Here is a 16,781-nt window from a genome sequence, read left to right on the forward strand (position 1 = left end):
ATTTTGAAATCAGAAAGGGAGCGAAGGCCGTCGATCCGCGAAGCGTCATCAGCGGTTAAGATCAGGGCCATGTGCGCTGATTGCGGTTCGCCGAGGCAGCCTGAAAGGCGGCGGCTTTTGAAGTGGATGGCGGCGTTGCCGCTCGCCGCCGCGCTGCCCGCTGTTGCGGCCGAAGCGGGACTTGAGGATTATCGTCCGGCCTTCGCGCCGGCCCGTACGGAGGATGGCCGCCCGCTCGTCGCCATCAGGCGCTTCCGGCTTGCGGGCAAACCGCATGTGCTGACGGTCGAAGTGCCGGATTTCAGAACGAGGATCAGACCGGAAGAATGGATCTCGTGGGAGCTGGGGCCGGACGCGGCCGCATCCTACGCGGCCTTGCTCGATGCGCTGACAGGGCCGCCCCATCCGGTCGAGAATGCGGGGCTCACCCATGCAAGAGGCGCGGCCGAGGGCTTCTTTCTCACCGTCGATATGTGCCCCTCGTCGAAGCCCTTCGAGGCGGGATTCTTCGCAGCGCTGGCGGCGCGGGCCGCGCACGACGGTCGGGCGATGCCGGTCGCCATTTCGATCAGCGGATATTGGGCGCTCGATCACGCGGCAGAATTCGCCTCGCTCATCGAGCGGCAGCGGCTGGGTCAGCTCGACATCACATGGGTCAACCACTCCTATGCGCATCGCTATCTGCGGGGCGTGCCGGACCGCGAAAATTTCCTGCTTCTGCCGCATACGGATTTCGAACAGGAAGTGCTGAGGACCGAGCGGCTTCTCATCGCGCGGGGGCTGACGCCCTCCGTCTTTTTCCGCTTTCCGGGCCTCGTGTCGAATGAGCGGCTCATGGCCGCGCTTCGCCGTCTCGGCCTCGTGCCGCTCGGCGCGGATGCATGGCTCGCCAAGCTGCAGAAACCGAGGCCGGGGAGCATCGTGCTCGTGCATGGGAACGGCAACGAGCCGTTTGGCATCCATGAGGCGCGGCACTATCTCGCCGACGCGACGCAGCGCTGGCTGCCGCTCAACGAGGCACTGGCCGGCTAGTCGAGCCCTTGGCCGAGGCGTCCGGCGAGATCCTGAATGAATTGCCAGGCGACGCGGCCCGAGCGGCTGCCGCGTGTGGCGGACCACTCGATCGCCTCGGCGTGAAGCGTTTCCCGATCGACCTTCAGGCCGTAATAGTCCGCATAGCCCTCGACCATGGCGAGGAACTCGGCCTGGCTGCAATTATGGAAGCCGAGCCAGAGGCCGAAACGGTCGGAAAGCGAAACCTTCTCCTCCACGGCCTCGGAAGGGTTGATCGCCGTGGAGCGCTCATTCTCCATCATGTCGCGCGGCATGAGGTGGCGGCGGTTCGACGTCGCGTAGAACAGGACGTTGCGGGGGCGCCCCTCGATGCCGCCCTCGAGCACCGCCTTGAGCGACTTGTAGCTCGTATCGTCGTGATCGAATGAGAGATCGTCGCAGAATATGAGCGCGCGCCGGGGCTGGGCGCGCAGGAGCGCCATGAGGCGCGGCAGGCTCTCGATGTCTTCCCTGTGAATCTCGATCAGGGCGAGGCTCCCCGGTTTCTCCGCGTTTATGACCGCGTGTGCCGCCTTGACGAGCGAGCTTTTGCCCATGCCGCGCGCGCCCCAGAGCAGCGCGTTATTGGCGGGGAGGCCATGAGCGAAGCGGCGCGTATTGTCGAGAAGGAGGTCGCGGACGTGGTCCACGCCCTTGATGAGCGAGAGATCTACCCGCGCCACTTCGGCAACCGGCTCCAGAACCGCCTTTTCCGCATTCCAGCTAAAGGCATCCGCCTCGTCGAGCCGCGCGGTGCGGGCAGGGGCGGGCGAGAGGCGCTCAAGGGCCTCGGCAATCCGGCGCAAAAGCTCTGAATCGGTTCCGTTCTGTGGCATGGGGCGATGTCTCCAGGCAGGCGAGGGGCGGACCCCGGCACGGGGCGAACCATCACAGAAAATGCTCGCGGGGACAAAGGTTAAGCGCGAAAAAGGCCGTTCAGGCCGGTTTGCAAATGCTTACCCTGCCGGTATATTCGCGCGCATTCACGCTCAGGTCCGCAGGCGGGCCCGGTGCCCATACTGCCATTGGAGACGTTTAATGTTAGGCCAGACCGGCGGCAGCAGCGATTTTCTGATCTCGCTGTTTCCCTTCATCGCTCTCTTCGCAATCATGTATTTCCTCGTTCTCCGGCCCCAGCAGCGGCGGGTCAAGGAACACCAGAACATGGTGGCGAATGTCCGCCGGGGCGACATGGTTGTTACCTCGGGCGGCATCATCGGCAAGGTTTCGAAGGTGGACGACACCGAGGTTCAGGTCGAAATCGCCGAAGGCGTCAAAATCCGCGTCGTGAAGAGCACGCTGGCCGAGGTCCGCTCCAAGTCCGAGCCGGTGCCCGCCAACGCAAATACGCCTTCGTGAACCACAAGCGTATGGCTGCCGCCGGGCGGATCTGAGACCGGGGCAGCGGGGGACGAGTCGACATGCTGCATTTCGAACGCTGGAAGATCACGCTCATCCTGCTGGTGACGCTTGCGGGCTTCCTCTATACCGCGCCGAACTTCCTGCCCAAGTCGACGCTGGAAGGCCTGCCGGCCATCGTCCCGCACAAGCAGATCAATCTCGGTCTCGATCTGCGCGGCGGTTCCTATCTGCTTCTTCAGGTGGATACGGCGACGGTCAATCGCGACCGGCTGCAGCAGCTCATCAACGACGTTCGCCGGGCGCTGCGCAGCGCCGATGTGCTCTATACGGGCCTCGGCATCAGCGGCGACAATGTCACCGTCCGCATCACCCGGCCGGAGGACATGACCAAGGCGGCCAAGGCCGTCCGCGATCTTTCATCGGTGGTAACGTCCAATCTCCTCTCCGGCGGCCTGCCCGAGCGGGACCTCGCGGTCAACACGTCGGGCAACCTCATCTCCGTTTCGGTCACGGACTCGGCCAAGATGGCGCGCGCTCAATCGGCGGTTCAGCAGTCGATGGAGATCGTGCGGCGCCGTATCGACGAGCTTGGCACGACCGAACCCGTGATCCAGCAGCAGGGCTCCGACCGTATTCTTGTTCAGGTGCCGGGTCTCGACGACCCGCAGCGTCTGAAGGCGCTGCTCGGCCAGACCGCGAAGCTCAATTTCCGCCTCGTCGATGTTTCGACCACGGCGCAGCAGGCGCTTGCGACGCATAATATTCCGGCCGGTTCGGAAGTCCTCTACATGACGGAAAATCCGTCGATGCCGCTGCTCGTGCAGCGGCGCGTCATGGTGGGCGGCGACAGCCTCATCGACGCGCAGCCGGGCTTCGATCAGCGCACGAACGAGCCCATCGTCAGCTTCCGCTTCGATTCGACCGGCGCGCGGCTCTTCGGCGAAGTCACGCGCGAGAATGTCGGCAAGCCCTTCGCCATCGTGCTCGACAACAAGGTCATCAGCGCGCCGGTCATCCGCGAGCCCATTCTCGGCGGTTCGGGGCAGATCAGCGGCAATTTCACCGTGCAGCAGGCCAACGACCTTGCGATCCTGCTGCGCGCCGGTGCGCTGCCCGCGCCTCTCAACGTGCTCGAAGAGCGGACTGTCGGACCGGGCCTCGGCGCCGACTCGGTGCGCGCGGGCGCCATCGCCTCCATCATCGGCTCGGTCGCGGTCATCATCTACATGGTCGCGTCATATGGTCTCTTCGGCGTCTTCGCCAATATCGCTCTCATCGTGAACATCGCGCTGATTATGGGCGCGCTGTCCTTGCTGCAGGCGACGCTCACGCTGCCGGGCATCGCGGGCATCGTGCTGACCATCGGCACCGCGGTCGACGCCAACGTGCTCGTCTATGAGCGTATCCGCGAAGAATTGCGGTCGGGCAAATCGGTGATCGCCTCTATCGAGGCGGGCTATCACCGTGCGCTCGCCACCATTCTCGATGCGAATATCACGCATTTCATTGCGGCCGCCGTGCTGTTCGAGCTCGGGTCGGGCCCCGTTCGCGGCTTCGCCGTGACACTCGCCATCGGCGTCGTGACCTCGGTCTTCACCGGCTTCACGGTCAACCGCCTGATCGTTTCGACATGGGTGCGCCGCCGCCGCCCGAAGACGCTTGTGCTGTGAGGGGATGAGATCCATGAAACGACTGAAGCTCGTTCCCGACAATACGTCGCTGCCCTTCATCAAATATCGCCACCTTGCGATCGGCATGTCGGCGGTCATCATGGTGCTCGCCTTCGTGCTGCTCTTCACGCACGGGCTCAATTTCGGCATCGATTTCGAGGGCGGCACGGTCATCGAGATCGAGACCCATGGACCGGCGGACATTGCGGGTCTCAGGTCGAAGCTCGGCGGTCTCGGGCTCGGCGATGTGCAGCTTCAGCGCTTCGGCCAGGACAACAACGTGCTGATCCGCGTCGGCGCGGCGCATGATTCCACCATCTCCACCGACGAGGCGGGGCAGACGGTGGTGCGGAAGATCAAGGGAGCGTTGGGCTCGTCGGTCGAATACCGGCGCGTCGAAAGCGTCGGACCGCAGGTCTCGGGCGAGCTTATCCATTCGGCTGTGCTCGCGGTCCTCGTCTCCATCGCGATGATGTTCGCCTATATCTGGTTCCGCTATGAGTGGCAGTTCGGCCTCGGCGCGGTGCTGTCGATTTTCCACGACGTGCTGGCGACGGTCGCCGTCTTCTCGTTCTTCCAGCTCGAGTTCAACCTGACCACCATCGCCGCGCTTCTCACCATCGTCGGCTATTCGATGAACGACACGGTCGTCGTCTTCGACCGAATCCGCGAGAATCTGCGCAAGTACAAGAAGATGGATCTCGGCGATCTGATCGACCTCTCGATCAACGAGACGCTCTCGCGCACGATCATGACCTCGGTGACGACGCTGCTCGCGCTGGTCGCCCTCTTCATCTTCGGCGGCGAGGTCATTCGCAGTTTCACCTTCGCCATGATCTTCGGCATCGTGGTCGGCACCTATTCCTCGATCTATGTCGCGGCGCCGGTGCTGATCTGGATCGGCATCAAGCGCGACTGGGGGACGGGCGGGCTCGGGCGCAGCAAGAGCGAATCGAGCGCCCAGAACAAGGCCTGAGGCGGTGCGTCCGCGCTTCGGAGGGCAGCCGCTGATCGACGCTTACGGCGATTTCGGTTTCCGCCTCGGCGAGCAACGCTTCGAAGGCTCGATCATCGTCACGCCGCACGGCCTCTATCCCTTGCCGGCGGCGGAGATTGGCGAGGTCACGCCCGGGTCGCTTCAGTCGGTCACGGAATGCGCTGGGGAAATAGATTTCCTCCTGATCGGCTGCGGCCCGAGCTTCGGACGCCTTCCTCCGGCATCCGCCGATTTCCTCCGCTCGTTGCGAATCACCCCGGATCTGATGGATACGGGCGCCGCCTGCCGGACCTATAACGTTCTGCGAGCGGAGGACCGCCGGGTCGCTGCCGTGCTGATTGCCGTGGCCTGACGGACGAATTCACAGGAATGCTTGGCATTTCCCGCCGAAACTCCTAGCTTTGCGCAGGGGCCGCGACTCATTGTCGCTACCGGTGCTCGATGGGTGGCGGTCGCGGCGATGGGCATACGGGGAAATCTTGGAGGTATTACCCATGGCGGCCATTCTGACGTCTCTGCGAAATACGGTGATCGCGGGCTTCGTGCTCTCGCTCGTGCTGATCCTCATGTTCCTGAACTGGGGCGGTACGCTCGACTACAATTTCTGCGCCTTCCTGGTGCGCTGGCTCCATGTGATCAGCGGTGTCATGTGGATCGGTCTGCTCTGGTATTTCAACTTCGTCCAGATACCGAACATGCCGAGCATTCCGGACGACCAGAAGCCTGCGGTGAGCAAAGTCATTGCGCCGGCAGCGCTTTTCTGGTTCCGCTGGGGCGCCATGTCGACGATCGTCTTCGGCATCATTCTCGCCTGGCAAAACGGCTACCTGCTCGACGCCTACACGCTGGGCGCGGCCGAGGGCTTCTCCGTTCACAAGAACATCGCCATCGGCATCGGCATGTGGCTCGGCACGATCATGTGGTTCAACGTGTGGTTCGTCATCTGGCCGAACCAGAAGATCGCGCTTGGCATCGTCGATGCCCCGGCCGATGCAAAGCCCAAGGCGGGCCGCACGGCCATGCTGTTCTCGCGCGTGAACACGATGCTCTCTGTTCCGATGCTTTTCGCCATGGTTTCGGCGCAGAACATCTACTAAGACATTGACCGCGCCGGGCGCGGTTTTGGGGACGGGGCCGCCGCACGCGGCCCCGTTTTCATTTGAGGCGGTTGCGATGAACGCGATCTCTGCGAGCGAGAGTCTTCATGCGTGCCTGGAGAATGTGCGCCGGCTCGACCACGACCGCTTTCTGACGCTGATCTTCGCGCCCGCGGCGAAGCGCGCGCGGCTCATCGCGCTCTATGCCTTCAATGCCGAGATCGCGCGCGTACGCGAGGCGGTGAGCGAGCCGATGCTCGGGCAGATCAGGCTGCAATGGTGGCGCGAGGCAATCGAGGCGATCGGGCGGGGTGAGGCGGCGGGGCATGAGGCCGCCATCGCACTCGGGGAGTCATTCACAGCGGCGGAGCTTCATGGCGATAAGCTCGTGGCGCTCATCGACGCGCGCGAGCGCGATCTCGAGGACGAGCCCCTTGTCGATATGGACGCTCTCGAAGCCTATGCCGATGCAACCTCGGCAACGCTGATGCTGCTTGCGGGTTTCGCGCTTGCGGGGCCCCGCGCCGCGAAGGCGCTGGCGGCCATTCGCCCGGCCGGCATCGCCTATGCCTTGACGGGGCTCATGCGGGCCTTGCCGCTCCATGCCTCGCAGGGGCGGCTCTACCTTCCGCTCGATCTCATGCGGGCCCATGAGATCGATCCGCACCGGATATTCGCGGGCGAAATGTCGGAGGGCCTGCGAGCCGCCATGAAGGAAATCACCGGACGCGCGCGGGCGCATCTCGGCGAGGCACGCCGTCATGCGGCGCTCGTCGATCGCGCGCTACTGCCAGCGCTTCTGCCGGCGGCGCTTTGCGATCGCTATCTTTCGATCATGGAAGCGGCGGATTTCGACGCCTTCCATCATTCGACGGAGGTTCCGGCGCTGGTCCACCAGTCGAGGCTCGCGGCGAGAAAGCTGCTCGGCCGCTTCTGAGGCGCGGGGCTTATTCCGCCGCTTCCGCCTGCGGAGCGAGCCAGCCGGCGAGATCGCGAAGTGCGCGCGACGTGTAGGCGCGCTTGCGGGCCGGACCTTTCGCCTTTCCGCGCGGGCGCTTGCCGTTCTCATCAAGCCCGATTTCGACAGGCGGAAAGAGGCCGAAATTCACGTTCATGGGCTGGAAGGTCTCGGCCACGGCATCGCCGGTGATATGGGCGAGGAGGGCGCCGAGGGCCGTCGTGCGCGGCGGCGCCGAGGGTTCGCGGCCCATACGTTCCGCCGCCGCGAAGCGGCCCGCGAGAAGGCCCATGGCAGCGCTTTCGACATAGCCTTCGACGCCTGTCACTTGTCCGGCGAAGCGCAGGCGCGGCTCCTTCTTCAGCCGCATCAGACGATCGAGCAGCTTCGGACTGTTGAGGAAGGTGTTGCGGTGCAGGCCGCCGAGCCGCGCGAATTCGGCGCGCTCGAGCCCCGGTATGGTGCGGAAGATGCGCGTCTGCTCGCCATGCTTCAGCTTGGTCTGGAAGCCGACCATGTTGTAGAGCGTGCCGAGCGCGTTGTCCTGGCGAAGCTGGATGACCGCATAGGGCCGGACGTCCGGCATGTGAGGATTGGTGAGGCCGACAGGCTTCATGGGGCCGTAGCGCAGCGTTTCGGGCCCGCGCTCCGCCATGATCTCGATGGGCAGACAGCCCTCGAAATAGGGCGTGTTGCGCTCCCATTCCTTGAAGTCGGTCTTCTCGCCTTCAATCAGTGAGCGGATGAATGTCTCGTACTGCTCCCGCGAGAGAGGGCAGTTGATGTAGTCCTTGCCTGTGCCGCCGGGGCCCGCCTTGTCGTAGCGCGACTGGAACCAGCAGACCGACATGTCGATCGTCTCGCGGTAGATGATGGGCGCGATGGCATCGAAGAAGGCAAGCTCCTCCGCGCCGGTGAGAGAGGCGATGGCCTCGCTGAGCGCGGCGGACGTCAGCGGCCCGGTGGCGACGATCACATTGTCCCAATCGGCGGGGGGAAGGCCCGCGACCTCGCCGCGCTCGACGCTGACGAGAGGGTGCGCGGTGAGCGCCGCCGTCACATGTTCCGAAAATATGTCGCGATCGACCGCGAGCGCACCGCCTGCCGGAACCTTTGCGACGGAAGCGGCCGCCATGACGAGCGAGCCCGCGCGGCGCATTTCTTCATGCAGAAGGCCGACGGCGTTCTGCTCGGCATCGTCGGAGCGGAAGGAATTGGAGCAGACGAGTTCGGCAAAGCCGTCGGTGTGATGCGCGTCGGTTTTCACCACGGGGCGCATTTCATGCAGCACCACGGGCACGCCTGCCTGAGCGATCTGCCAGGCGGCTTCGGAGCCGGCCATGCCGGCACCGATGACATGGACGGGTTTCAGGGAGGCGGGTTTCAGGTCTTCCTTCATGGGCGAGGGGATAGCACGAACGGCCGGTCCGCGTCAGCCCCGCCGGGACGCGGCCCCGCTCAGGCCCAGAGGGTTGGCCGCCGGTCCTTCCAAGGGCATTCCTTTTCAAGCTGAGCCGCCAGGCGGAAAAGCGTTGCCTCATCGGCATAACGCCCGGTGAACATCATGCCGATGGGAAGCCCGCCCGCGCTCTGCCAGAGCGGCAGCGACATGGAGGGCTGGCCGGTGAAATTGAAAGGAGGTGTGAACGGAAACACGATGCCCTGCCGCCTGTTCACTTCCTTGGGGTCGAGGTTCACCGGATCGACATAGCCGATCTCGGGCGGCGGCGTTCCCATCACCGGCGAGAGATAGATGTCGAACTCCTCAAAGATCGAGAGGATGTCGCGGTTCAGGAGGCGCAGCGTCTGCCAGCCCCACATCACCTGATCGCCTGTGAGCCTGCGGCCGGATTTGAGCGCGGCCCAGGTGAGCGGCTCGAGTTCATGGGGTTCGGGCTCGCGGCCCTTCTCGGCAATGCGGCGGCCCATGCCGGCGGCGAAATTGGCGGCCGAGACGCAGCCTTGTGCGCGATAGAGCGTGCGGTAGTCGATGCCGAGCCCGCGCGGCACAAGCTCATGGCCGAGGCCCTTCAGCAATTCGACCGTGCCTTCGAGGGCTGCCTGAACTTCCGGGTCGATGGCGCGGCCGCTCGGCGTTTCACTCGACCAGGCGATCCTGAGCCTGCCGGGGCTCCGGGTGATTTCGTCCATATAGGGCCGCGCCTTGGGCGGCGGCGCATAGGGCGAAGCGGGCTCGGGATAGCCCGTCGCATCGAGCATGGCGGCGCTGTCGCGCACGGTGCGGCTCACCACATGATCGACGCTGAAGCCGATGGCGCGGTCGTAATCGCCGGGGCCGTTCGGATTGCGGTCGCGCGTGACCTTGAGCCCCACAAGGCCGCAGCAGGCGGCGGGAATGCGGATGGAGCCGAGCCCGTCGCTCGCATGGGCGAGCGGAACGATGCCCGCCGCGACGGCGGAGGCGGCGCCGCCCGAAGAACCGCCCGCTATGTGGTTCGTGTTCCAGGGCGAGCGGCAGGGGCCGAGAAGCGCGGACTCGGTCGTGCCGGTGATGCCGTATTCCGGGGTGTTCGTCTTGCCGACAAGGATGACGCCGCTCGCCCGGAAGCGGCGGACAAGCTCGCTGTCCGTATGGTCGATGGTGTCGGCGACGAAGCGGCTGCCGCTGGTGCGCGGCCAGCCGGTGACTTCGGAACCGAGATCCTTGATGAGGAAGGGCACACCCTTGAAGGGACCGTCGGGCAGCGGCCCTTTCGAGGCGGCGCGGGCCTCGTCATAGGCCTTGTAGACGACGGCGTTCAGCGCCGGATTGAATTTCTCGATGCGGGAAATCGCTTCGTCGACGAGTTCCGTTGCCGTGACCTCGCCCTTGGCGACGAGGCCCGCGAGGTCGAGGCCGTCATAGCTTGCGTAGTCCGCTATCCCCATCGCCTGCTCCTCAATTCCAGATTTTCGGGTGCCGGTCCTTCCAGGGCTGAGCTTCTTCCAACTGTGCCGCGAGCCTGAGCAGGATCGCTTCCTCGCCGAACCGGCCGGCGAACATCATGCCGACCGGCAGCCCATCCGCCGACCAGTGCAGCGGCAGCGAGATGGCTGGCTGGCCGGTCGCATTCTCCAGCGCGGTGAAGGGCACATAGTCGATGATCGGCGCGAATGCCTTTTGAGGATCGCGCTCGTGAATGTCGACGGTTCCGAGCTTCAGGGGCGGCGCGCCGAGCGTGGGAGTGAGCCAGGCGTCGTAGCGCTCCATGAAGCGGGCGACCTGCCGCGACATGATCTGTATCTGGGCGATCGCCATCTGGTACTGGACGGCGGTGATCTCCTTGCCGGCGCGATAAAGGCCCCAGGTGAGACCCTCCATCTCGTTGTCGTTGGGCGTGCGCCCGGTCATCATCGCGTGCGCGTCGATCTGGAGCGCGAGGCCCGCGGCCCAGAGGCCCATGAAGGCGCCGGACAGCATCTCCATCGGCAGTTGCGGCGCGGCTTCCTCGACCTCATGGCCGAGATCGCGCAGGAGCTTCGCCGTCGCCTCGACGCCCTTCACACATTCCGGATCGAGCTTGCGGCCATCGAGATTGGTGACGCTGAAGGCGATGCGGAGCCGCGCCGGCTTCCGCGCGATCTCATCGAGGAAGGGCCGCTCGACGGGCGGCGCGTAATAGGGATCACCTACCTCGTGTCCATGCGTGCAATCGAGCATCGCCGCCGTGTCACGCACCGTGCGCGAAACGATGTGCTCATGAATGAGGCCGCCCATCATGTCGCCGAGATCGGGGCCGAGCGGGTTGCGTCCGCGCGTGGGCTTGAGGCCGACGAGCCCGCAACAGGCAGCCGGAATGCGGATGGAGCCGCCGCCATCATTGGCATGCGCGATCGGCACGATGCCGGCAGCGACCGCGGCCGCCGAGCCGCCGCTGGAGCCGCCGGTCGAATAATCCGTGTTCCATGGATTGCGCGCGGGGCCGTAAAAAGCGGACTCCGTCGTCGGCAGAAGGCCGAATTCGGGCACGTTGGTCTTGCCGAGGATAACGACGCCTGACTTCTTGAAGCGCGCGGTGAGCGTGCTGTCGCGCAGCGCGGGAATGCCGCTCGTGAAGCGCGAGCCCGATTGCGTCGGCACGCCCTCATAGTCGCCCATGATGTCCTTCAGAAGGAAGGGCACCCCCTTGAACGGGCCATCGGCGGGCGTCCTGGCGGCGGCGCGGCCCTGCTCATACATCGGCGTCACGACCGCGTTGAGCGCCGGATTGTGCTTCTCGATGCGGGAGATCGCCTCCTCGGCCAGTTCAACGGGCGAGACTTCCCCCGACTTCACAAGCGCCGCGAGCCCCAATCCGTCGAAGGACGCATATTCCGAAATCCCCACCCCGAAACCTCCATGCCGGTTTGCGGGCCCCTTGCGGCCCGCATCGCAGAAAGCTTAGGACGGGAAACGGGGAAAACGCAAAGGGGGCCTCAGACGCTTTCCGGCCTGTAGGGGAAGGATGGCTCGCCCTCGAATTCCGGTCCCTGAAGGGTCGGGTCTTCGCCTCCCTGCCAGCCCGGCACGCGGAAGCGGATGCGGCGGAGAGCAGGCGCGCCCTCAAGGCCCGGATCGCGCGACACTTCGCCCACATTGACGAGTTCCACCCGCATTTCCTCCGCGGTCAGCGTCGCGACGCCGAAGCCATGCGCGTTGGAATCGAGAAAGGAAAGTCCGGGGCTTGCGCGCTCGTTGCGGAACATGGCGCCGATCTTCACCGAATTGGTGTAATTGGCGATGAGCCCGGCGCGTAGCCCGTTCACGACCGTGTTGTTGAAATTCTCGAGCGTCTTTCCGTTCTCCTCGATGATCACCGCGCGGCGGAAGAAGGCGCTCTGCCTCGAGCTGCGTTCCGCGCCGCCGAACATCGCGCCGGAGCTGATGCCAGCGGTGACGAACTCAATGGCGGCGTAGGAGCGGGCATCGGCGTCGGGATCGACGGGAAGGCGTCCCGCAATATGGGCGTGGTAGTCGCCGGAGCAGGAGACGACGTTGCCGATCTTTTCTCTCTTCAGGAAATCCATCAGTTCACTGAGTTCGCCGGGATAGCCCTGCCAGCCATCTGTGCCGACATAGCCATCCTCGAGGCCCGCAAAGGGCAGGCTCGAGAAATCGAGCCGCATGGCGAGCGCGGGCACGCTGTTCGCCCAGATGCGCCAGTGCGCCTTCGACGCCTTCATCGCGGCCTTGAACCACGCTTTTTGCGGGCCGCCCAGATGCGTGCCATGCGGCGCGTCGCGGCGCGGATTTGCGATCTCGCGGTCGCCATAAACGAGTTTTTCGGGCGGCGCGCCATCGGCGGCCGTGCGGCCCTGATCGAGCAGCTTCACGATGCGAACCGGAGGCACGGGCGCGCCCTTGGTCAGCGCCTTGATTTCTTCCGTCATCACGGGCGGGCTGCGATAGCTCCGAAGATCGGTGATGATGAGGTCGAGCATGGAGCCCCACGAAAAGGCCCGATAGATGGTCAGGCTTCGTATGGCTTTCAGATTGTCCGCGCCCTGAAAGAGATAGTTTTCGTCCGGATCTCCCATCGGCGTGTCCGAAACCCGCGCGAGCCTGAAATCCGCCGCCTCGGACTTGATGCCGCCGAGGCCTGGCGCGTCGGAGAGCAGGGCGGGCACGAATTCGAACCAGGCCTGGTTCGCCGCGAGCTTTCTCGTCTGCGCGGGCGCGCCATCGCCGAAATAGGTGTCGTGCGCCTGCCATGCGTCGTTGGTGAATTCGTGATCGTCCCAGGTATGGATGAAGGGAAAGCGCGCGCGGGCGGCCTGAAGGTCCGGGTCCGTCAGGTAAGTTTTATAAAGGTGGCGGTAGTCGGCGAGCGTCAGCGGTATCTGCCCGCCACGCTGCCACCAGGGATGTGTGCCGTCGGGCTCCCAGGGCGTCGAACCATCGGGCAGCGGGCCGACGAGACGAGCGGGCGTCTCGTCTTCGGGCACGTCGCCCGTGTGCTCGTAGATGAAATCGCCCAGATGCAGAACGAACTCGATCCGGTCTTCCGGCCGCGCGACGATGTCATCGTTCACGAGGCGGCGATAGGCGCCGTAATAGCCCTGTTCGTAATTCTGGCAGCAGAGGAAGGCGAAGCGTACCGGCCGCTTTGCGTCGCGCGGCGGCGCGGTGCGCGTGCGGCCGATGAAGGGCAAGCTGTCGCTTCCGGCAAAGAAGCGGTAGAAATAGATCGTGTCCGGACGAAGCCCATCGACGAGAACACGCACCGTGTGATCGGCCTCGGGGCTTGCGCGAAGCGCACGCTCGACCACGAGCCGCGAGAAGCTCTCATCCTCCGAAACCTGCACGAAGAGGTCGATGCTGTCTCGCGCCGAGGGGGCGGGGCCGTCCGTTCCGCCCGCAAGCGGCTCGACGCGCGTCCAGAGCATGACGGCGTTGGGCTGCGGATCGCCGGAAGCGAGCCCTTGCGGGAAATGATAGCGGCCGGGCTCTGCATGAGCGCGATTGAGGCAGGAGGCGAAAGGAAGCGGCGAGGCGCTGATGGCGAAGCAGCCAGCCGTCGCGGCAAAAAGCTTCAGAAATTCGCGGCGGTCAAACCCGGACATGGAGCCCCCTCAGGCACGGCGCAGTGATCGGCCCGGCCTTTATAGGGGGTTTGGGAGGGACGAGGAACCGGCTTCGCAGCCAGTGGCGCATCCCGATGCCGGATCATTGATCCGCATTCGCCGCAATCGCGTGCGGAACAGCGCTCCGGGCGGCGCGGGCGGTTACTTCCCCCGAGCCGCCTTCTTCGGAGCCTTCGGCGCCGCGGCCGCGCCCGTCCGCCCCGGACGGCGCTTGAAGAGTTCGGCGAGATAGCGGCCCGTATAGCTGCGGGGCTCGGCGGCCACATGTTCGGGCGTGCCTGCGGCGACGATCTCGCCGCCGCCATCGCCACCCTCCGGCCCGAGGTCGATGATCCAGTCGGCGGTCTTGATGACTTCGAGATTGTGTTCGATGACGACGACCGTATTGCCCTGCGCCACGAGTTCGTGCAGCACCTCGAGCAGCTTTGCCACATCGTGGAAATGAAGACCCGTCGTCGGCTCGTCGAGAATGTAGATCGTGCGGCCGGTGGAGCGGCGCGACAACTCCTTAGACAGTTTCACGCGCTGCGCCTCGCCGCCCGAAAGCGTGGTGGCCTGCTGGCCGACCTTGATGTAGCCGAGGCCGACGCGCTGGAGGACTTCCATTTTCTCGCGGACGGCGGGAACGGCCTTGAAGAATTCCGCCGCCTCATCGACCGTCATGTCGAGCACGTCGGCGATGGACTTGCCCTTGAACTTCACTTCCAGCGTCTCGCGATTGTAGCGGTGCCCGTGGCAAGCATCGCATTCGACATAGACGTCGGGGAGGAAGTGCATCTCGATCTTGATGACGCCGTCGCCCTGGCAGGTTTCGCAGCGTCCGCCCTTGACGTTGAAGGAGAAGCGGCCCGGCTTGTAGCCGCGCGCGCGACTCTCCGGCAGTTCGGCGAACCAGTCGCGGATGAAAGTGAAGGCGCCCGTATAGGTGGCGGGGTTCGAGCGCGGCGTGCGGCCGATGGGCGACTGGTCGATGTCGATGATCTTGTCGAGATGTTCGAGGCCGAAAATCTCGTCGAATTCGCCGGGGTGCTCGCGCGTATCGGTGAGGCGGCGGGCGACGGCCTTGTAGATCGTCTCGATGAGCAGCGTCGACTTGCCGCCGCCGGAAACGCCGGTGACGCAGGTGAAGGTGCCGAGCGGAATCTGCGCCGTCACATTCTTCAGATTGTTCTCACGCGCGCCCGTGATCTTCAGCCATTTGCCGTTGCCCTTGCGGCGCTCGGCTGGAATGTCGATCTGGAGCATGCCGGTCAGATACTGGCCGGTGAGGCTCTTCGGGTTCGCCATCACCTCATCGGGCGTGCCTTCCGCGACGACCTCGCCGCCATGAACGCCGGCGCCGGGACCGATATCCACCACATGATCGGCGGTACGGATCGCGTCCTCGTCATGCTCGACCACGATCACGGTGTTGCCGAGATCGCGCAGACGCCGCAGCGTTTCGAGCAGGCGGTCATTGTCGCGCTGATGAAGGCCGATCGAAGGCTCGTCGAGCACATAGAGAACGCCGGTGAGGCCCGAGCCGATCTGCGAGGCGAGGCGGATGCGCTGGCTCTCGCCGCCCGACAGCGTGCCCGAATTGCGCGCAAGCGTCAGATAGTCGAGGCCAACATTGTTGAGGAAATGGAGCCGCTCGCGGATTTCCTTGAGCACGCGACCGGCGATCTCATTCTGCTTCGGCGTCAGATGCGGCGTGAGTTCCGAGAACCAGCGATCGGCCTCGCGGATCGACATCTCCGCGACCTCGCCGATATGCAGCTTGTTGATCTTGACCGCCAGCGCCTCGGGCTTCAGGCGATAGCCGCCGCAATCCTCGCAGCGCGTGATGCCCTGGAAACGCTCGATCTCCTCGCGCGCCCAGGAGGAATCCGTCTCGCGCCAGCGCCGCTCGAGATTGGGGATCACGCCCTCGAAAGGCTTGGTCGTCTTGTAGGAGCGCAGGCCATCGTCATAGGAGAAGGTCACCGGCTCGTCGCCCGTGCCATAGAGAATGATGTCGCGGGCCTTTTTCGGCAGTTGCGACCAGGGTACGGTGACGGAGAATTTGTAAGCCTTGGCGAGGCTGTCCAGCGTCTGCGTGTAATAGGGCGAGGTCGATTTCGCCCAGGGCGCCACCGCGCCGTCGCGGAGCGAAAGTCCGTGATCCGGGACGACGAGATCGGGGTCCATGTAGTGCTGGGTGCCGAGCCCGTCGCAGGCCGGGCAGGCGCCGAAGGGATTGTTGAACGAAAAGAGCCGGGGCTCGATCTCGTCGATGGTGAAGCCGGACACAGGGCAGGCGAAGCGCGACGAGAAGATGATGCGCTCCGGCTCCGCGCCCTTCTTCTGATCGGCGAATTCGATCACGGCGATGCCGTCCGCAAGTCCGAGCGCGATCTCGAAACTGTCGGCGAGGCGGTTGCCGAGATCGTCGCGCACGACGATGCGGTCGACGACGACATCGATATCGTGCTTCAGCTTCTTGTTGAGCGCCGGCACGCCGTCGATCTCATGGAACTCGCCATCGACCTTCACGCGCTGGAAGCCCTTGCGCTGAAGCTCGGCGAATTCCTTGCGGTACTCGCCCTTGCGGCCGCGCACGATGGGCGCAAGGAGGTAGAGCCGCGTGCCTTCCGGCAGGGCCATGACGCGATCGACCATTTGCGTCACGGTCTGGCTTTCGATCGGGAGCCCGGTCGCGGGCGAATAGGGCACGCCGATGCGCGCCCAGAGAAGGCGCATATAGTCGTAAATCTCGGTGACGGTGCCGACCGTCGAGCGCGGATTGCGCGAGGTCGTCTTCTGCTCGATCGAAATGGCGGGCGAGAGGCCGTCGATCTGGTCGACATCCGGCTTCTGCATCATTTCGAGGAACTGGCGCGCATAGGCCGAAAGGCTTTCGACATAGCGCCGCTGCCCCTCGGCATAGATCGTGTCGAAAGCGAGCGAGGACTTGCCCGAGCCGGAAAGCCCGGTGATGACGATGAGCTTGTCGCGCGGGAGTTCGAGCGAGATGTTTTTCAGGTTGTGCTCGCGCGCGCCGCGCACGGCGAGCACCTTTGAAGACGCCGGGGAAACCGGACGCGCCGCTTCGGCCATTG

At 64.8% G+C, this 16,781-nt stretch carries 13 protein-coding genes; 7 read left to right on the forward strand and 6 right to left on the reverse strand.

Features of this window, described 5'->3' with window-relative positions:
- Positions 1-126 precede the first annotated feature (126 nt).
- Positions 127-1,032: a polysaccharide deacetylase gene (locus tag PKA57_RS08990; RefSeq protein WP_324299702.1), complete on the forward strand. Its 906-nt coding sequence runs from the start codon at positions 127-129 to the stop codon at positions 1,030-1,032.
- Here the strand turns inward: PKA57_RS08990 and PKA57_RS08995 are convergent.
- Complete coding sequence (locus PKA57_RS08995) at positions 1,029-1,889, reverse strand: ATP-binding protein (protein ID WP_324299704.1); 861 nt, start codon at positions 1,887-1,889, stop codon at positions 1,029-1,031. The genes PKA57_RS08990 and PKA57_RS08995 overlap by 4 nt on opposite strands.
- Positions 1,890-2,091: 202 nt before the next feature.
- Between PKA57_RS08995 and yajC the strand changes: the two genes are divergently transcribed.
- The 6 genes from yajC (at position 2,092) to PKA57_RS09025 (ending at position 7,116) form a co-directional block, all read left to right on the forward strand.
- The gene (yajC, locus tag PKA57_RS09000; protein ID WP_324299706.1) at positions 2,092-2,412 is read left to right on the forward strand and encodes a preprotein translocase subunit YajC; all 321 of its coding nucleotides are present in this window, start codon (positions 2,092-2,094) and stop codon (positions 2,410-2,412) included.
- A gap of 62 nt (positions 2,413-2,474) precedes the next feature.
- Positions 2,475-4,085: a protein translocase subunit SecD gene (secD, locus tag PKA57_RS09005; protein WP_324299708.1), complete on the forward strand. Its 1,611-nt coding sequence runs from the start codon at positions 2,475-2,477 to the stop codon at positions 4,083-4,085.
- A gap of 13 nt (positions 4,086-4,098) precedes the next feature.
- Positions 4,099-5,061, forward strand: a complete 963-nt coding sequence (gene secF, locus PKA57_RS09010; protein WP_324299710.1) for a protein translocase subunit SecF — start codon at positions 4,099-4,101, stop codon at positions 5,059-5,061.
- A 4-nt stretch (positions 5,062-5,065) separates the two neighbouring features.
- Complete coding sequence (locus tag PKA57_RS09015; protein ID WP_324299712.1) at positions 5,066-5,434, forward strand: Mth938-like domain-containing protein; 369 nt, start codon at positions 5,066-5,068, stop codon at positions 5,432-5,434.
- Between the two features lie 142 nt (positions 5,435-5,576).
- Positions 5,577-6,179 (forward strand): urate hydroxylase PuuD, encoded by a 603-nt coding sequence (locus PKA57_RS09020; RefSeq protein ID WP_324299714.1) that lies wholly within the window; start codon positions 5,577-5,579, stop codon positions 6,177-6,179.
- 76 nt (positions 6,180-6,255) lie between these two features.
- Positions 6,256-7,116 (forward strand): squalene/phytoene synthase family protein, encoded by an 861-nt coding sequence (locus tag PKA57_RS09025; RefSeq protein WP_324299716.1) that lies wholly within the window; start codon positions 6,256-6,258, stop codon positions 7,114-7,116.
- 10 nt (positions 7,117-7,126) lie between these two features.
- On the opposite strand, the gene trmFO is transcribed toward PKA57_RS09025, so the two are convergent.
- From trmFO to uvrA, 5 genes are all read right to left on the reverse strand, one after another.
- Positions 7,127-8,536: a methylenetetrahydrofolate--tRNA-(uracil(54)-C(5))-methyltransferase (FADH(2)-oxidizing) TrmFO gene (gene trmFO / locus PKA57_RS09030; protein WP_324299718.1), complete on the reverse strand. Its 1,410-nt coding sequence runs from the start codon at positions 8,534-8,536 to the stop codon at positions 7,127-7,129.
- 59 nt (positions 8,537-8,595) lie between these two features.
- Positions 8,596-10,026 carry an amidase family protein gene (locus tag PKA57_RS09035; RefSeq protein ID WP_324299720.1) on the reverse strand — a complete coding sequence of 477 codons (1,431 nt, stop codon included), beginning with the start codon at positions 10,024-10,026 and terminating at the stop codon, positions 8,596-8,598.
- Positions 10,027-10,036: 10 nt separating this feature from the next.
- Positions 10,037-11,464, reverse strand: coding sequence for an amidase (locus PKA57_RS09040; protein WP_324299722.1), 1,428 nt, complete (start codon positions 11,462-11,464; stop codon positions 10,037-10,039).
- Between the two features lie 89 nt (positions 11,465-11,553).
- Complete coding sequence (locus PKA57_RS09045) at positions 11,554-13,680, reverse strand: alkaline phosphatase D family protein (RefSeq protein ID WP_324299724.1); 2,127 nt, start codon at positions 13,678-13,680, stop codon at positions 11,554-11,556.
- Positions 13,681-13,842: 162 nt separating this feature from the next.
- Complete coding sequence (gene uvrA, locus PKA57_RS09050) at positions 13,843-16,779, reverse strand: excinuclease ABC subunit UvrA (protein WP_324299726.1); 2,937 nt, start codon at positions 16,777-16,779, stop codon at positions 13,843-13,845.
- Positions 16,780-16,781 lie beyond the last annotated feature (2 nt).

It is taken from the genome of Parvibaculum sp. (genome assembly GCF_035325945.1).
GTDB lineage: Bacteria > Pseudomonadota > Alphaproteobacteria > Parvibaculales > Parvibaculaceae > Parvibaculum.

What these genes read in the sequence shown, in the direction of transcription:
- PKA57_RS08990 (WP_324299702.1), top strand. Translation starts at nt 127, where the DNA reads ATGGCGGCGTTGCCGCTCGCCGCCGCGCTGCCCGCTGTTGCGGCCGAA.
- PKA57_RS08995 (WP_324299704.1), bottom strand. Translation starts at nt 1,889, where the DNA reads ATGCCACAGAACGGAACCGATTCAGAGCTTTTGCGCCGGATTGCCGAG.
- yajC (WP_324299706.1), top strand. Translation starts at nt 2,092, where the DNA reads ATGTTAGGCCAGACCGGCGGCAGCAGCGATTTTCTGATCTCGCTGTTT.
- secD (WP_324299708.1), top strand. Translation starts at nt 2,475, where the DNA reads ATGCTGCATTTCGAACGCTGGAAGATCACGCTCATCCTGCTGGTGACG.
- secF (WP_324299710.1), top strand. Translation starts at nt 4,099, where the DNA reads ATGAAACGACTGAAGCTCGTTCCCGACAATACGTCGCTGCCCTTCATC.
- PKA57_RS09020 (WP_324299714.1), top strand. Translation starts at nt 5,577, where the DNA reads ATGGCGGCCATTCTGACGTCTCTGCGAAATACGGTGATCGCGGGCTTC.
- PKA57_RS09025 (WP_324299716.1), top strand. Translation starts at nt 6,256, where the DNA reads ATGAACGCGATCTCTGCGAGCGAGAGTCTTCATGCGTGCCTGGAGAAT.
- trmFO (WP_324299718.1), bottom strand. Translation starts at nt 8,536, where the DNA reads ATGAAGGAAGACCTGAAACCCGCCTCCCTGAAACCCGTCCATGTCATC.
- PKA57_RS09035 (WP_324299720.1), bottom strand. Translation starts at nt 10,026, where the DNA reads ATGGGGATAGCGGACTACGCAAGCTATGACGGCCTCGACCTCGCGGGC.
- PKA57_RS09045 (WP_324299724.1), bottom strand. Translation starts at nt 13,680, where the DNA reads ATGTCCGGGTTTGACCGCCGCGAATTTCTGAAGCTTTTTGCCGCGACG.
- uvrA (WP_324299726.1), bottom strand. Translation starts at nt 16,779, where the DNA reads ATGGCCGAAGCGGCGCGTCCGGTTTCCCCGGCGTCTTCAAAGGTGCTC.